Source organism: Paenibacillus tyrphae (assembly GCF_027925525.1).
In the GTDB taxonomy this organism is placed as follows: domain Bacteria; phylum Bacillota; class Bacilli; order Paenibacillales; family NBRC-103111; genus Paenibacillus_G; species Paenibacillus_G tyrfis_B.
Genome location: NZ_BSDJ01000010.1, coordinates 188,029 through 202,472, shown reverse-complemented (window position 1 = coordinate 202,472; position 14,444 = coordinate 188,029). Strand labels below are relative to the sequence as shown.

Below are 14,444 nucleotides of genomic sequence, written 5' to 3'. Positions count from 1 at the left end.
GAATATGTCTCCACTACATTTCTTGGCACATTTGGCAGATCCGTTTCTTATCCACTTTGCCTACATGTGTTTTGGGCAGCTCCTGCATAAACAAAAACCTTTTAGGAATCTTATACTTTCCGATTCTGCCCATGCAGTAATTCCTCAACTCCTCATCAGTAAGCCCATGATTCGGGTGCAAGGCAACCGCCGCGGCGACAGATTCCCCCCATTTGGGATCGGGAAGGCCGACGACTGCCGCTTCTTTAACCGCGGGATGCCCCAGCATGATCTGCTCCACCTCGACGGGATATACATTTTCTCCGCCTGTGATGATCATGTCTGTTTTACGACCTACGATGTAGTAGAAGCCATCCTGATCCCGCCGGCCCAGATCGCCTGTTCGCAGCCAGCCGTCAACAAAGGCGGATTGCGTCGTCTCCGGCTGATTCCAATAGCACTGGAACACATGCTTGCCGCGCAGCCATATTTCGCCCACGTCTCCAACCGCCGCTTCGCAGCCGCTGTCTGACACAATTTTCACCTGCACCAGCATCATCGGCTTCCCGACCGATCCCCGCTTATGGACGACAGCGCACGGGTCCATATAAAAATTGTTCGGCCCCGCCTCCGTTAAACCATAGCCTTCTTTGAACGTCAGCCCCTTGCTCTCGAAGGCTTCGTAGATGGCAATCGGGCATGGCGCGCCGCCGGAGAGAAACGTGTGCACATGCGGAAATTGCGCATGCGCAAATGCAGGCAAATCGATCATCATCCGGTACATCGTCGGCACCATCAGCACGATCGTGCAGGCATAGCGCTGAATCAGTTCCATTAGCGGCTCCGCCCGGGATTCTTTGCTTACCACCACGGTGCCGCCGGCGTACAAAACCGGCAAGCAAAGCGCATTAATTCCTCCCGTGTGGAACAATGGCAGTGACGTCACGGTAACATCGCTTGCCGTCAAATTCCAGCTTACAATCGTATTCAACATGTTCCACAGCACCGATTGGTGCGACAGCACGACACCCTTAGGTTTTCCGGTCGTTCCGCCGGAATAGATCATCATGCAGCTTTCTGCCGCTTCATCGTCGCGTTCCGCTTCCAGATGTCTCAGCGGAATTGCCGCGCTGATGATGCCCTCGTATTCCACTCCGCCTGCTTGCAGCGTGATTGGAGCGGACAGGCCGCACGCCAACGGTTCCAGTTCACGATGGTACAACAAAGCCTTCGGTTTGCAATCGCTTACAATAGCGTTTAATTCGCTGCCGGATAAACGCCAGTTCAGCGGTACGAATACGGCGCGCAGCTTGATGCACGCAAACAGCGCATCCCAGCAGCAAAGATCATTCTGCGCAAGCACAGCGACACGATCACCGGGTGCTACGCCTGCCGCTTCCAAATAACCTGCCAGACCACAGGCTCGTTCGTTCATTTGAGCGTAGCTCCACGATTCTCCTGTCTCTGCGTTTATGGCCGCCGTTCGATGGGGAGTTAAGGCACTTCTGGCGGCCAGCCAATCCATTGAATCCTTTCTCATATGCTCGACCCCTATAGTCCATGATCTGTCCATTCATTTGTACTATAGGAAGGTTACAAAGCAGTTACAAATTTGCGTAAATGAGGGGCTTGAAGTGGGCTCTGTCTTAATCGTAATGATCGTTCTACTCATTGATAACTGAAGCAGAACATTGTATGTATTCAAGAATATTTCTCCTGTAAAATTATACCTCTATGAGATAATTTATGTATATAGTGGACCTTAAAAAATCAACTTAATTCTTTATAAAGATACCTACCTAACCGTAAACAACCCTTTTTCGTATGCTAGAATTTTCCTTGTTGTAGGATATTCGAGCGGAAAACTACAAAGATACGCCAGCAATAACCTACTCTCATTTATATCCCACTAAGTTGGCATAGTGCCTTTTCTAGCCTTAAATAAAGTAATTCTGTTTGCAATTCAATAGTCATTCGGTGAAGGCTCGAAACAATGTCTTCCACCGCAAATTTATGTAATGGTCTTATTTGATCGCTCGCCATGTTTAAGACGGCCATGGTGCAAGCTTCGTACGTTTGAATTTGCTGCATCAGTTCCCGTTCCTCGGCATCCAATCTGTTCATGAGGGTAACTTTCATATTCATATCTTCACCTCTCATAAGATCACCCGATGCTTGTCGAGTTCAACGTCAGCATCATATGGGTACATCCTGCCATAAAAACTGCTATATTTCACATGTATTCTGGTGAACGCTTTGCATTGCTCCTGACAATACGCTTCGGTGTCTTTCCGTTGATACGATAAGCTGTAACCACTTCTTACTTGACCCGCTGTGAAGACTCGAACATAACCGATCACATCCATTGAAAATTCCCTCCGCTACAGAAATTTAGAATTTTGTAATCACTAGGAATGACAAAATGTATTATTTAATGAATACATTTTATATCATCTAGCCGATACAATCAATACATTCTTTCTTTTACCGTCTTTTCATCTTATAATTTATGAAAAGATGTTCGGAGAGTAGGTAGTAACATGGCAATTAAGGTTCGGTTAAAAGAAATACTCGAACAAAGAGAAATGTCTCAGCGTAAATTAGCAAGAAAAACAGGATTAACACCAAACACGATTAATCACTACTGTTCTGAAAATATTGACCGCGTACACTTAAGTACATTAGACGCAATATGTAAAGCGCTAGAAATTGACTTGCATGAATTACTTGTTTTTGAAGACGACAAAGAATTGCATGAAGTATAATTGTCGCAACATTTCATGCGACCAAAACAGGTTTTCGCGATATACCCAAACATACAAAAAGAGCAACCCTCTCACCACTTTAACCATGGTTCGGAAGATTGCTCTCAGATAACAGTGAAATAGCAGTTACATGCAAACTAATAAAAATCCCCTTACAACTACGGCACACGCTCCACCTTCACGGCACACAGCTTAAATTCCGGCATCCTGCTGATCGGGTCCAAGGCGTCGTTGGTCAGCCGGTTTACCGACAGCTGCTCCCCCCAATGAAAAGGCACGAACACCGTACGCGGCTGGATACCTTCCGTCACCTTCGCTTGAAACACCAACGAGCCTCGACGGCTCGTGATCCGGATGCGGTCCTCCAGACGCAAGCCAATCTTTTGCGCCAGCCAAGGATGAATTTCCGCCACGGGTACTGGCGCTTTTTTGTTCAGTCCCTCGGTGCGCCTCGTTTGCGCGCCGCTTAAGTAATGACTCGCTACGCGCCCGGTTGTCAGCACATACGGATAGTCGCGGTCGGCCGGCTCCGCAGGCATTTTGGGCGTGATGCCGAACAGTCTGGCTTTCCCGTCGGGATGATGGAAGCGTTCCTGAAACAAATAAGGCGTACCCGGATGCTCAGGTGCCGGACAAGGCCAAAATATGCCCTTCTCCCGCTTCAGCCGTTCATACGTGATGCCGCTGTAATCCGCCTTGCCCCCGGCTGTCGCCATAGCCAATTCATTAAAGACTTCCTCAATGCCGCCATAGCGAAAAAAAGCCCCTCTCCCCAGCTCTTCTGCCAAGTTGCATAGGACTTCGTAGTCCAGCCTGCTGTTCCCCGGCGGTTCAAGCACCTTTCCCCGGTGGAACACTCGGCCTTCCAAATTCGTCAGGGTGCCTTCCCCCTCCAGAAACGAAGATCCGGGCAACAACCAATGGGCATAACGTGCGGTTTCGGTCTCGAACAAGTCGATGACCACAAGCAGCTCCAGCTTCCGCAGGGCGCGCTCGACCATCGAATTGTTGGGACTCGATACAACCGGATTGGAGCCGAGTACGATCATCGCTTTGATTTCGCCTTCGTCGATTTTTTGCAGCATTTCGTAGGCAGAGACGCCCTTGCCCGGCAGCTCAGTCGGGTCGATCCCCCACACCTTCGCCACATGCTCGCGAGCGGCCGGGTCCTCGATCAGGCGGTAGCCGGGAAGCTGGTCCGCCTTCTGTCCGTGCTCGCGGCCGCCCTGTCCGTTCGCTTGGCCGGTCACCGCGCCGTAGCCGCAGCCGGTCCGGCCGATTTTGCCGGTGATCAAGGCCAGATTGATGTAATTGAGCGTATTCTCCACGCCGTTGACCTGCTGCTCCAGTCCCCGCGCCGTAAGCACAATCCCCGTTTCCGCCTTGGCAAATCCGCGGGCAATGGTGCGAACGACGCCTTCGAGAACGCCGGTCAACCGCTCGACATAATCCGGCGTATAGGCCTTAACGGTCTCGACAAGCTGCTCGAAGCCGTGCGTTCGCTCGCGGACAAACGATTCCGCGTACAGCTTTTCCGCCACGATCACATGAAGCAAGCCGTTGACGAATACAGAGTCAAAGCCCGGCTGCAGCCGCACGTGAATGTCCGCTGCCTTCGAGGTCATCGTATTGCGCGGATCGACGGTGACGATCGTGGCGCCGTTCTTCTTGGCCGCCAGCAGGTAAGGCATCATAGTCGGCTGGCATTCCGCAATATTCGTGCCGGCGAGGATAATGTACCGCGCGTGCGGAATTTCATGAAGCGGCATCGTCATGCCCCGGTCGAGGCCGAAAGCCTGATTGGCGGCAGCCGCCGCCGAGGACATGCAATACCGCCCGTTGTAGTCGATATATTTCGTTTTCAGCGCCACCCGCGCAAACTTGCCGAGCAGGTAGCCGACCTCGTTGGTCAGCGAGCCCCCGCCATAGACGGCAACCGCGTCGTTGCCGTATTTCGCTTGGATACGACGGATTTGCCCGGCAATCTCCTTCAAGGCAGTATCCCAAGATTCCGGGCGAAGCCCGCCTGCCGCAGCGCCTCGCGAAACGACAGACTCAAACCGGTCCACCCTTCGCAAAGGCTCGGTAATCCGTTCCGGATGAAGCACATGCTCCAGGGCATTAAGCCCTTTCTGGCACAGACGCCCCGCAGCCACCGGAAAATCCGGGCTCGGCTTAATGACCAGGCCCGGACTATCATCGCTGGGAGTCAACACCATCTGGCATTGCATACTGCAAAAGCAGCAGTGCGATGACCGACTTTCCGCCGTGCTTGTTTTTGCGGCTGTTTCCCCGCTCGCCGCTGCCTTCGTACTTAACAAATCCGGCGCATTCGCCATCGTCGTCGCACCCCCGTGAACATCACATCAGCCGGCCTTTTCTGCCGGTGCCGGAAACCCGATATAGACGGCTCCATCTTGTATTTTGGTCGCATAGGTGCGAACGCATCCCGTATCCGGCGCCTGAACGAGTCCGGAGGAAAGGTCGATCCTGCGATCATGCATCGGGCAGAACACATGCTCGCCGCAGACAATCCCTTCCGCCAGAACCCCATTCTTATGCGGACAACGGTTTCGGATCGCTTTGACGCTGCCGCTGCCAAGCCGGAACAGCGCCACTTCGTCGCCCTGATAACGGACCGTCTTCCCGGTATTGACCGGCAGCTCCTCGTATAAGGCCGCCCAGATCCAAACGATGCTTTCCCTTTCCTGTGTTACGCTCATGCGCTTCTCCTCCTTACAGCTCAACGACTTCGTAGAGGTCTTTTTGAATTTTCTCGCTTTCGATCGCTTCTTTCCAAGGGTCCTTCGTGACCGACAGGGTGATGTCCATTCGCTCGCAGAGCGCTTGGCGCTCCTCCGCATTCTCGACGATCTGGCGGATGCTTTCGATGCCGACCCGCTTGACCCATTCGCTGGTCCGTTCGCCGTAGTTGGCGTTCTCGCGGTAATATTGCAGGTACGCCTCCGTATACTCCACGACTTCATCTTCCGTCTTCACCGTGGTCAAAAGATCCCCAGCCCGCACCTTCACGCCGCCGTTGCCGCCCGCATACAGCTCCCAGCCTCCGTCGATGGCGACGACGCCCAGGTCTTTAATAACGGATTCCGCGCAATTTCGCGGGCACCCGGACACGGCCATCTTCACCTTGGCCGGCGTGTTCAGCCGTTCGAAGCGCTTCTCCAGCCGGATGCCCATGCCCATCGAATCGGCGGTGCCGAACCGGCAATAGTCCGCGCCGACGCATGTTTTGACGGTACGGAGTGCCTTCCCGTAGGCATACCCGGACGGCATATCCAGTTCCTCCCACATGCGGGTCAAATCCTCCTTCTTCACGCCCAGCAGATCAATCCGTTGGCCGCCGGTCAGCTTCACCGTCGAGACGTTTAATTTCTCCGCCACCTCGGCGATCCGCTTCAGCTCGGCCGGACTCGTTACGCCGCCATACATCCGGGGCACAACGGAATACGTGCCGTCCTTCTGGATATTGGCGTGCATCCGCTCGTTCACGAACCGGGAGGCACGGTCATCCTCGTAAACAGTCGGATGCACCATACCCAAGTAATAATTAAGCGCAGGGCGGCACTTCGAGCAGCCCGCCTCCGTTTTCCAGCTGAGCACGTTCATCACCTCTCGGACGTAGCCCAGTCCTTTCTCGCGAATGGCAGCCACAATCTCTTCCCGGGAGTGCTCCGTACAGCCGCACATCGTTTCTTTGACGGTCGCGCTATCGTAGGAATCGCCCAAGGTATAGGCCAGCAGTTCGCCGACCAACGGCTTGCAGCCCCCACAGGAACGTGAAGCGCCGGTACAGTTCTTCACTTCCTCGACCGACGTCAGCCCCTGCTCCCGGATGGCCGAGCAGATCGCGCCTTTGCTGACACCGTTGCAGCCGCAAACGATCGTATCGTCGCTCATCGAGGCGACACCGGAACCGGCGCTCCCTCCCGAATCGGCGGAATCCCGAAGGATGGATGCCTTCTCCATGCCGCTGATGTCGGAGCCGTCGCGGATCATCTGTATCAGCCGCGTGCCGTCCGACGTATCCCCGAACAGCACCGCGCCGATCATTTTGTTGTCGCGGATCACGACCTTTTTGTAGACGCCCGAATATTCGTCGTGCACGCGGATTGTCTTACACCCCGCGCTCTCCAGAAATTGACCGCCCGAAAATACGTCCACGCCGGACACCTTAAGCTTCGTGTACACGATCGAGCCTTCGTACGGAGCCGTCTCCACCGCCGCCAAATGCTTCGCAAGCACCGCCCCCTGCTCATAGAGCGGGGCGACAAGGCCGTATACAACCCCGCGGTGCATCGCGCATTCGCCGACCGCATAAATGTCCGGCATGCTCGTTTGCATGTAATCGTTCACGACGATGCCGGGATTGACTTCGAGCCCGATCGACTTGGCCAGCTCGACGTTCGGGCGAATCCCGACGGCCATGACGACAAGGTCCGCTTCCGCCACGCTGCCGTCCTTGAATTTGAGTCCCGCTACCCGCTGGTCTCCGACGATTTCGGCGGACTGCTTCTCCAGCAAAAAGTTCATGCCCTGCGCTTCCAGCGCCTCCTGCAGCAGCTTGGAGGCCGTACGGTCCAACTGGCGTTCCATCAGCATATCTCCGATATGGACAACATCCACCTTCATCCCGAGGTTCAGAAACCCTCTCGCCGCTTCCAACCCGAGCAGCCCACCGCCAATAACGACGGCTTTCTTGTATTTTCGGGCCGCATCGATCATCATCTCGCAGTCGCGGATCGTGCGGTATGCCATCACGCCTTCCTTGTCCGCGCCCGGCAGCGGCAGCATGAACGGATTCGAACCGGTGGCCAGAATCAGCTTGTCGTAAGCAACCGTAACCCCTTGGTCGCTCGTGACCATCCGCGCCTGCGTATCGATGCCCGTCACGGTATGCCCGGTATACAAAGTGATCCCGTTCTCTCTGTACCAGTCCCAAGGATGAATGACGATATCCTGTACGCTGGAATCGCCCGCAAGCACGTAGGACAGCAGAATCCGGTTATAGTTTGGATGAGGCTCGCTGCCGAAAATCGTAATTTCATAGTTGCCCGGAGCCAGCTTGAGCAGATGCTCAATCACGTTGACCCCGGCCATTCCGTTCCCGACGAGTACGAGCTTTTGTTTGTTCGACATGGAGCAATCATCCTTTCATTAAGGGAATCAACGACTTACTGTACAGGAACTTCGGCTCCTACCGCTTCCCTGTGGGAACTGTGGGACACGCTCACTTTGCCGCCTTCTCCGATCCAGGTGCGTTTCCAATGGCCTTGGACCACCGCCACCAATACGACGCACGAAAGCGCGATGACGCTTAGGATCAGAAATCCGGATGCAAAAGAGCCGGTGGCGAGCTTCAGGTTGCCGAGAATTTTGGGCAGAAAAAATCCTCCAAGCCCTCCGGCCGCGCCGACAATGCCGGTAACGATCCCGATCTCCTCTCGGAAGCGTTGGGGAACGAGCTGGAACACCGAGCCGTTGCCCATGCCCAGACACATCATGGCCGTGAAGAGCAGCGCCGTCGTTACCGCAAGTGGCGGCAGGGTGGAGAGGCCCGCCATCAGCAGAGCGACGACTCCGTATAGACCCATCAGCATCCGGATTCCGCCGATCTTATCGGCCAGCCAGCCGCCGACCGGACGGAAGAAGCTCCCGCCAATGACGCATAAGGTAGTAAAATCGGCGGCTTTCACCGGAGACAGCCCGTACTGCGTATTGAAAAAGATCGTCAGATAGGTGGACAAGCCGACGAAACCGCCGAAGGTCACGCCGTACAAGAGACAAAACAACCAAGCATCCCTTTGCTTCAGCACCTTCCTGTAGTCGGTCAGCTTTTTGGGCGCGGGCTGATCCGGGCTGTCTTTCGCCAGAATCGAAAACACGATCAACGTCAAAGCGATCGGAATCATCGCGATCCCGAATACGACGTGCCAGTCCCCATAGTACTGGGCGATCCGGTTCGCAAACAGCGTTGCGAAGATCGTCCCGCTGTTCCCCGCGCCGGCAATCCCCATCGCGAGCCCCTGATACTGCGGCGGGTACCATCGGCTCGCCAGCGGCAGGGCAGCCGCGAAGCTGGCTCCGGCAATGCCGAGCAACAGCGCGATCGCATACATCTCGCCGATCGTATCCGCAAACTGCCAGCCCCACCATAACGGGACGAGCGTGATCCCCAGTCCAATCTGGCCAGTCAGCTTCGGCCCGATTTTATCCGTCAAATAGCCGAGCACCAGCCGCAGGACCGACCCGCCCAGAGTCGGCAGGGCCACCAGATTCGCTTTTTCCGCGGCATTCAGCTCGAATTCCCCTGCGATAATCACGGCGAGCGGTCCGAGCAAAACCCAAACCATAAAGCTCATATCGAAGTACAAAAACGAACTGAACAACGATCCCTTGTGCCCGCTCTGCCAAAAGCCTTTGCGTTCGATCATATGGATCTCTCCTTTTCCCTCGTGCCGTATCTCTCTTCAAGCGATGTGACAAAGACGACGAACCGGACGCACGAAGACGGAACAGCTCATCGGCCTCATTGCCATGCAGCCGCGTCATCGTAGCCGAAACACAAAAAGCCTACCCCTGTACATTCGTTCAGGGATAGGCCTCGTTGCCGAAAAATTGACACGCCGTTGTGTCAAAAAGAACCGGGTAAGCTTTATGGGATTATTATAATTTGCACCGTCTCGATTGTCAATAAACATGACGCTAAAAATCAAAACCGCTTATAAAAAATAACAACATCGACATATTTAAAAGTTTTATGTTATATTATTGTAATATTAACTAACATTTTTATCGAAAAATCAACATAAAAACCTTGATGGAGGCAATTTTATGTTATATTCCTTTTTACTCATCGACGGCTTTGAACCGGAGCCCTCTTCCTCTCTATCGCCCGCTGAATCCGGCCTGCCCTCCGGTCCTTCCGGCTTGGAAGCGACGGCCGCAACGATATTGCAAGATCTCGGCTTTCGCGTAGAGACGGCTTCTTCCTTCCACGAAGTTCAGTTTCTGGCTGGCAAAGCCGATGCCGTGCTCTTATACGTGGCCCCCCAACAAGTTGAGCCGTGGCGCCAAAAAATTGCCTCCGTACGCAGCCTTCCTCTGCTGTGGTGGTGCGACCGCCGAACGTTTCCCAGCCACGAATGCAAACTGCCCCCCGGCATCGACGGCCTGCTTGGTCCCGGGATGAGCGCCTTGGAAATTCACTGCGCGCTGCTGCTTGGCTTCAATCAATATGGTCAGCGGACGGAATGGCAGCGGGAACGCGAGCAGCTCCTATCCCGGCTGGAAGAACGGAAGTGGATCGATCAGGCGAAGCGGATATTGTGTGAGATCAAAAGCATTTCGGAGGCGGAAGCCTACGAATTTCTGCGCAAGCAAGCCATGAACGAGCGCAAACGGATGTCCGACGTAGCTTCCTCCATCGTCAAGGTGTACCAGTTGCTGCAGGACGGAAATCAAGGAAGCCGCAAGCGATGACCGCTGTCTTTTAAGACACCAAAGCTTTCAGCACTTTCCCGATCGAATCGCGGATGACGTGAGTCGCCCGGCTGTCATATGGCGTAGAAGACTGGTTGATCAGAACCAGCTTGTCGCCGCCATATTCTCCGACCAGCGCGGCAGCCGGGTTGACGGTCAGCGACGTGCCGCCGACGATCAGTACGTCCGCTTCCGCAATATGCTTTCTCGCCTTCGACAGGATGTCCCAATCGAGGCTTTCCTCGTACAGCACCACGTCAGGCTTTACAATTCCACCGCAGGCATCGCAGCGGGGAACCATCGTCTCGTCGCTTGTCACGTGATTGAGGTCAAAAAACTTGCCGCAGCTCATGCAGTAATTCCGGTGCACCGACCCGTGAAGCTCCAGCACATGCTGGCTGCCCGCCATCTGATGCAGCCCGTCGATGTTCTGGGTGACGACGGCCCGAAGCTTTCCCGTTTGCTCCAGCTGCGCCAGCACCTCGTGAGCCGCGTTCGGCTTGGCTTCCCTGTGGACCATACACGCACGGTAAAAGTCGAAAAATTCCGCCGTACGCTCCATAAAAAAACTGCGGCTCAGCATGACCTCCGGCGGAAAAGCATGCCGGGAGGTCGTCTGATACAGCCCCGTTGCCGAACGAAAATCGGGGATCTGGCTCTCCGTCGAAGTCCCTGCTCCCCCGAAAAAGACAATGTTCCGGCTGTCCGCAATCCACGATCTGATCTCTTCAACCGCCATCTCCAGTCCTCCTTGATTCCTGATTCACACCGCTCCATCCGCCGGAAAACGGAGCCCGATCTGCTTGCGGGCCTCGTCCATGATCGAGATCGCAGTCAGCGAATTGGCATGCGAATTCGTTGCAGACTCCAGCTTTCCGGCTTGCAATACGTCGATAAACTCCTGCACTTCGTAAACCATCGATTTGTCGCTCTGCGGACGGGTCAGCACCTCAATCGAACCGTCACGGTAACGAATTTCCACCTGCTCCGGCTGATTGATTTTGTCGATGACGAGGGTACCGTGCTCACCTTGAATTTCCGTCGGCGCGTACGAATTGACAATCTTGGAATGCGTCAGCACCGCTTCCATCTGCCCGTAGCTTAGGAGCAGGCTTCCCTGCCCGTCCACGCCGGAGTCGAGCAGCAAACCGTTCGCCTGAACGCAGTCCGGCTGACCGAACAGCACGACCATCGGATAAATGCAGTACACGCCCAGATCCATCAGCGACCCGTTGGACAAGGCGGGATTAAACGCATTGAGCACCGTCCCCTGCTTATAGGCGTCGTAACGGGAGGAGTATTGACTGTAGCTTGCCGCATAGCGGCGGACCGGACCGATTTTGGGCAAATGCTCCTGAACGGCACGGAAATTCGGCATCAGCGTCGATTTTAACGCCTCCATCAGCAGTACCCGGTTCGCCTTCGCCGCGGCGATCATCTCCATCACTTCCGCCCGGTTGGAAGCCAGCGGCTTCTCGCAGAGCACGTGCTTCCCGTGATTCATCAGCAGCACGGCCTGCTTCGCGTGGAAAGCATTCGGGCTGGCGATATAGACGGCATCGAACGCATCGCTCCGCGCCATCGTCTCCAGATCCGTGAACTTGTGCGGGATTTCGAATTTGGCCGCGAAGGCCTCGACCTTCTCCTCCGTCCGCGAATAAACCGCCGTTAAGGCAAACGCCTCGCACTCCCGCGCCGCGCGAATAAACTCTTCCGTAATCCAGTTCGTTCCGATGACTGCAAATCGTACCATGTTTGATTTCCCCTCGCTGTGTAATCTGTCGTCATGCCTATCCTTCTATTGTATAGGAGGATCGCATGAGAGGCCAACTGAAATTTCCAAATTTCCATATTGAACGGATAGATGTACAAAATTAGGGTAAAATATCCATAAAATCTTACGTTAAGGAGCCGCCATGATCAGCAACCGCGAACTGAAGGGACAAATCGAAGAATTGACCGAGCAAAACCAGTTTCTAAGCGACGAGCTGCAGCAGATCAAAAGCTTGCTTGAAAGCAAGTCCAACAACCAAGACCAAAGCTCGAATCAAGGTAAGGGTAACCAGGGAGAAGGGAAAAATAACAACGGCTCCGACGCATTGTTCGAGATGGCCAACGATTTCATCAAGCTCAAAAAGCTGACGAGCGACCTGCAAACCAAGATGCAGGAATATGCTTCCAAGCAAACCCGTGGCTCGCAATTAACGGACGAGGATGTCATCAATCTGATCATCAATATGATGAACGGGATGATCGATTGGACGATCGACTTCGTGTCCAAACAAAGTCAATCGCAAGGACAAGGGCAGATGCAGTAAGCGAAAAAGGAAAAAGGGCCTCCCCCGGGAGAGCCCTTTAATTCCATACCTCGCTAATCCCTGTTGACCGATCCTGCACGCTCGCCGTTGCCGGCTTATCTCGCCGTATAGCTCCCCCTCGTATTTTGCAGAATGTACAGCTTGCGATCCTCAACGACAAACTCCACATATCTCGGCGTCCGGTAATAGCTTTCCAGTTCGACGAAAAATGCTTTGAGCTGATCGTACGCTTCAGGGATATCGTCCCACAATTCGCGCAAATCTTTTTTCCTCTCGATCGGGGTTAGGTTCAAATATGCTCCCGACTGCCGCATCAGGTATTTCCCGAAATCGCCCGCTTGTCCTGTGCGCGGGTTCCGGGTGTAGGCCCTTCCGCTGCAAGAATGCGCATTCCAATTGGCATACACCATTTTCTGAACGATTAGCCAGCGGTTGAAATGCTCCTGTCCCGCTTGCTCCAGCTCTTGAAAATGCGCATAGATCCGTTCGATGTAGTAAAGCAGCTCGTCAACCGCGCTTCCGAACGGACCGTGCGACGAGTTCCGGGCTGCTGCGCCGGCAAGAACACTGCCTTGAAATTGCCGCGCTTGCATGGCGTATTCTTCTTGAAGAAGATCGGCGAACGCATCCGGCCGCTTCGCTTGTCCCTCGGCTTGGGCCAGTCCGATATTGACCATGGACTCCGGCAGTCGTACGTCGCCGTTCTTGTCCCCGCATCGCAGAGAAAACAGCAAAGGAGGTTTGTCCGATTCGAAACGGCCGATGTTTTGCCCGATCCGGCGCTCGAGGTCCGACAGATGCGATGTCAAGGCAGCGCGAAGCCCCTGCGGAACGGCGCCCTCCTTTGCGAAAACGCGGTAAGCTTCCGGAAGGATAATCAGGCCCGTAGGCACACGGGCTCCGAGCTGCGTTGCAACGGACAAGCCTTTTATTTTCTCGTCCATATCGCTGCCCGGGAGCCGCATCGTATCCTCCCAATGGACGACGTACTCCTGGACTTGTATATAATTCGCCCCCTTTAATCATAGAAAAATATTTTAATTTTTACATAATATTACTTATTTTATTTATATGCCTAATTATAAGTCTAGGTTAAAGCTTTGTAAATATTTTTTATAATACGCCTGTTAAACAGGGTCCGTCTTCAAATGGGGATGCCGGCTAGAATACTTCAATTTCACGGGTTGACAATCCACAGAAAGATTGGTATCAATTCAGATATGGAGGCGGGTATGGATTTATGAGAAAAGGTGAACTGACAAAGGAGCAAATCATTCAAAAGTCGGCGGCACTGTTTAACCAACAAGGATACAATGGCGTGTCCCTTAATGATATCACCGAAATGACCGGAATTAAGCGTGGAGGACTGTACCGTCATTTTGCAAGCAAGGAGGAAATCGCGCTGCTGGCGTACGATTACGCATCGGAAGTGGTCAGGAACAAATTTCTGCAAGCGCAGGCCGGCAAGACAACGGCGAAAGACAAGCTGCTCTCCTTTTTTGAGGTATACGCCGACGTCGTCCATAATCCGCCCTTTACAGGCGGGTGCCCGATGCTCAATACGGCGGTGGAGTGCGATGACGGACATCGCTTGCTGCGCGAGAAAGCTCAAACCACCTTTCGCCATTTTTACAGTGCAATCAAAGAAATATTCGAGCAAGGGATCCAAAACGGAGAGTTCCGATCCGATCTGAACATCGAGTCGACGGCCTCCTTTCTGATATCGGCTTTAGAGGGCGGCATCATTCTTAGCAAGCTGGAAGGGAACAGCAGTCATGTTCGGTACAGCATGGAGAACATGGTCCAATACTTTGAGCTAATTGGCTTGAAAAATTAAATCAAAATTTCCGAAAAAATCCGCCGCTTTGGCTATCAAAGAGGC

The 14,444-nt window shown here is 53.9% G+C and carries 13 protein-coding genes; 4 read left to right on the top strand and 9 right to left on the bottom strand.

All coding sequences use genetic code 11. The features are described from left to right. Positions 1-13: 13 nt before the first annotated feature. Complete coding sequence (locus QMG93_RS14460; protein ID WP_281937549.1) at positions 14-1,519, bottom strand: class I adenylate-forming enzyme family protein; 1,506 nt, start codon at positions 1,517-1,519, stop codon at positions 14-16. Positions 1,520-1,878: 359 nt separating this feature from the next. Continuing rightward, positions 1,879-2,124, bottom strand: coding sequence for a hypothetical protein (locus tag QMG93_RS14455; protein ID WP_281937547.1), 246 nt, complete (start codon positions 2,122-2,124; stop codon positions 1,879-1,881). 395 nt (positions 2,125-2,519) lie between these two features. Between QMG93_RS14455 and QMG93_RS14445 the strand changes: the two genes are divergently transcribed. Then, on the top strand, positions 2,520-2,744 hold the full coding sequence (locus QMG93_RS14445; RefSeq protein ID WP_253410845.1) for a helix-turn-helix domain-containing protein: 225 nt from the start codon (positions 2,520-2,522) through the stop codon (positions 2,742-2,744). A gap of 158 nt (positions 2,745-2,902) precedes the next feature. Here the strand turns inward: QMG93_RS14445 and QMG93_RS14440 are convergent, their stop codons facing one another. The 4 genes from QMG93_RS14440 to QMG93_RS14425 are packed head-to-tail and all read right to left on the bottom strand — an operon-like array spanning position 2,903 to position 9,193. Next, on the bottom strand, positions 2,903-5,083 hold the full coding sequence (locus QMG93_RS14440; RefSeq protein WP_281937544.1) for a molybdopterin oxidoreductase family protein: 2,181 nt from the start codon (positions 5,081-5,083) through the stop codon (positions 2,903-2,905). A gap of 27 nt (positions 5,084-5,110) precedes the next feature. Then, positions 5,111-5,467 carry a nitrite reductase small subunit NirD gene (gene nirD, locus QMG93_RS14435; RefSeq protein ID WP_281937542.1) on the bottom strand — a complete coding sequence of 119 codons (357 nt, stop codon included), beginning with the start codon at positions 5,465-5,467 and terminating at the stop codon, positions 5,111-5,113. A 13-nt stretch (positions 5,468-5,480) separates the two neighbouring features. Further along, on the bottom strand, positions 5,481-7,901 hold the full coding sequence (gene nirB / locus QMG93_RS14430) for a nitrite reductase large subunit NirB (RefSeq protein WP_281937540.1): 2,421 nt from the start codon (positions 7,899-7,901) through the stop codon (positions 5,481-5,483). Positions 7,902-7,936: 35 nt separating this feature from the next. Further along, positions 7,937-9,193 carry a nitrate/nitrite transporter gene (locus QMG93_RS14425; RefSeq protein WP_281937668.1) on the bottom strand — a complete coding sequence of 419 codons (1,257 nt, stop codon included), beginning with the start codon at positions 9,191-9,193 and terminating at the stop codon, positions 7,937-7,939. Between the two features lie 403 nt (positions 9,194-9,596). Between QMG93_RS14425 and QMG93_RS14420 the strand changes: the two genes are divergently transcribed. Then, positions 9,597-10,244, top strand: coding sequence for an ANTAR domain-containing response regulator (locus QMG93_RS14420; RefSeq protein ID WP_281937538.1), 648 nt, complete (start codon positions 9,597-9,599; stop codon positions 10,242-10,244). A gap of 10 nt (positions 10,245-10,254) precedes the next feature. On the opposite strand, the gene QMG93_RS14415 is transcribed toward QMG93_RS14420, so the two are convergent. Together QMG93_RS14415 and QMG93_RS14410 are read right to left on the bottom strand one after the other, a co-directional pair. Beyond that, positions 10,255-10,983 (bottom strand): NAD-dependent protein deacylase, encoded by a 729-nt coding sequence (locus QMG93_RS14415; protein WP_281937536.1) that lies wholly within the window; start codon positions 10,981-10,983, stop codon positions 10,255-10,257. A gap of 24 nt (positions 10,984-11,007) precedes the next feature. After that, on the bottom strand, positions 11,008-11,997 hold the full coding sequence (locus QMG93_RS14410) for a Gfo/Idh/MocA family protein (RefSeq protein ID WP_281937535.1): 990 nt from the start codon (positions 11,995-11,997) through the stop codon (positions 11,008-11,010). 163 nt (positions 11,998-12,160) lie between these two features. On the opposite strand from QMG93_RS14410, the gene QMG93_RS14405 reads away from it, so the two are divergent. Continuing rightward, positions 12,161-12,562, top strand: a complete 402-nt coding sequence (locus QMG93_RS14405) for a hypothetical protein (RefSeq protein WP_281937533.1) — start codon at positions 12,161-12,163, stop codon at positions 12,560-12,562. Between the two features lie 95 nt (positions 12,563-12,657). Here the strand turns inward: QMG93_RS14405 and QMG93_RS14400 are convergent, their stop codons facing one another. Continuing rightward, positions 12,658-13,527, bottom strand: coding sequence for a hypothetical protein (locus QMG93_RS14400; protein ID WP_281937531.1), 870 nt, complete (start codon positions 13,525-13,527; stop codon positions 12,658-12,660). A 275-nt stretch (positions 13,528-13,802) separates the two neighbouring features. Between QMG93_RS14400 and QMG93_RS14395 the strand changes: the two genes are divergently transcribed. Beyond that, positions 13,803-14,399, top strand: a complete 597-nt coding sequence (locus QMG93_RS14395) for a TetR/AcrR family transcriptional regulator (protein WP_281937529.1) — start codon at positions 13,803-13,805, stop codon at positions 14,397-14,399. Positions 14,400-14,444: the final 45 nt, after the last annotated feature.

Coding starts and splice junctions, on each gene's coding strand:
- QMG93_RS14460 (WP_281937549.1), bottom strand. CDS start 1,519: ATGAGAAAGGATTCAATGGATTGGCTGGCCGCCAGAAGTGCCTTAACT.
- QMG93_RS14455 (WP_281937547.1), bottom strand. CDS start 2,124: ATGAATATGAAAGTTACCCTCATGAACAGATTGGATGCCGAGGAACGG.
- QMG93_RS14445 (WP_253410845.1), top strand. CDS start 2,520: ATGGCAATTAAGGTTCGGTTAAAAGAAATACTCGAACAAAGAGAAATG.
- QMG93_RS14440 (WP_281937544.1), bottom strand. CDS start 5,083: ATGGCGAATGCGCCGGATTTGTTAAGTACGAAGGCAGCGGCGAGCGGG.
- nirD (WP_281937542.1), bottom strand. CDS start 5,467: ATGAGCGTAACACAGGAAAGGGAAAGCATCGTTTGGATCTGGGCGGCC.
- nirB (WP_281937540.1), bottom strand. CDS start 7,901: ATGTCGAACAAACAAAAGCTCGTACTCGTCGGGAACGGAATGGCCGGG.
- QMG93_RS14420 (WP_281937538.1), top strand. CDS start 9,597: ATGTTATATTCCTTTTTACTCATCGACGGCTTTGAACCGGAGCCCTCT.
- QMG93_RS14415 (WP_281937536.1), bottom strand. CDS start 10,983: ATGGCGGTTGAAGAGATCAGATCGTGGATTGCGGACAGCCGGAACATT.
- QMG93_RS14410 (WP_281937535.1), bottom strand. CDS start 11,997: ATGGTACGATTTGCAGTCATCGGAACGAACTGGATTACGGAAGAGTTT.
- QMG93_RS14405 (WP_281937533.1), top strand. CDS start 12,161: ATGATCAGCAACCGCGAACTGAAGGGACAAATCGAAGAATTGACCGAG.
- QMG93_RS14400 (WP_281937531.1), bottom strand. CDS start 13,527: ATGCGGCTCCCGGGCAGCGATATGGACGAGAAAATAAAAGGCTTGTCC.
- QMG93_RS14395 (WP_281937529.1), top strand. CDS start 13,803: ATGAGAAAAGGTGAACTGACAAAGGAGCAAATCATTCAAAAGTCGGCG.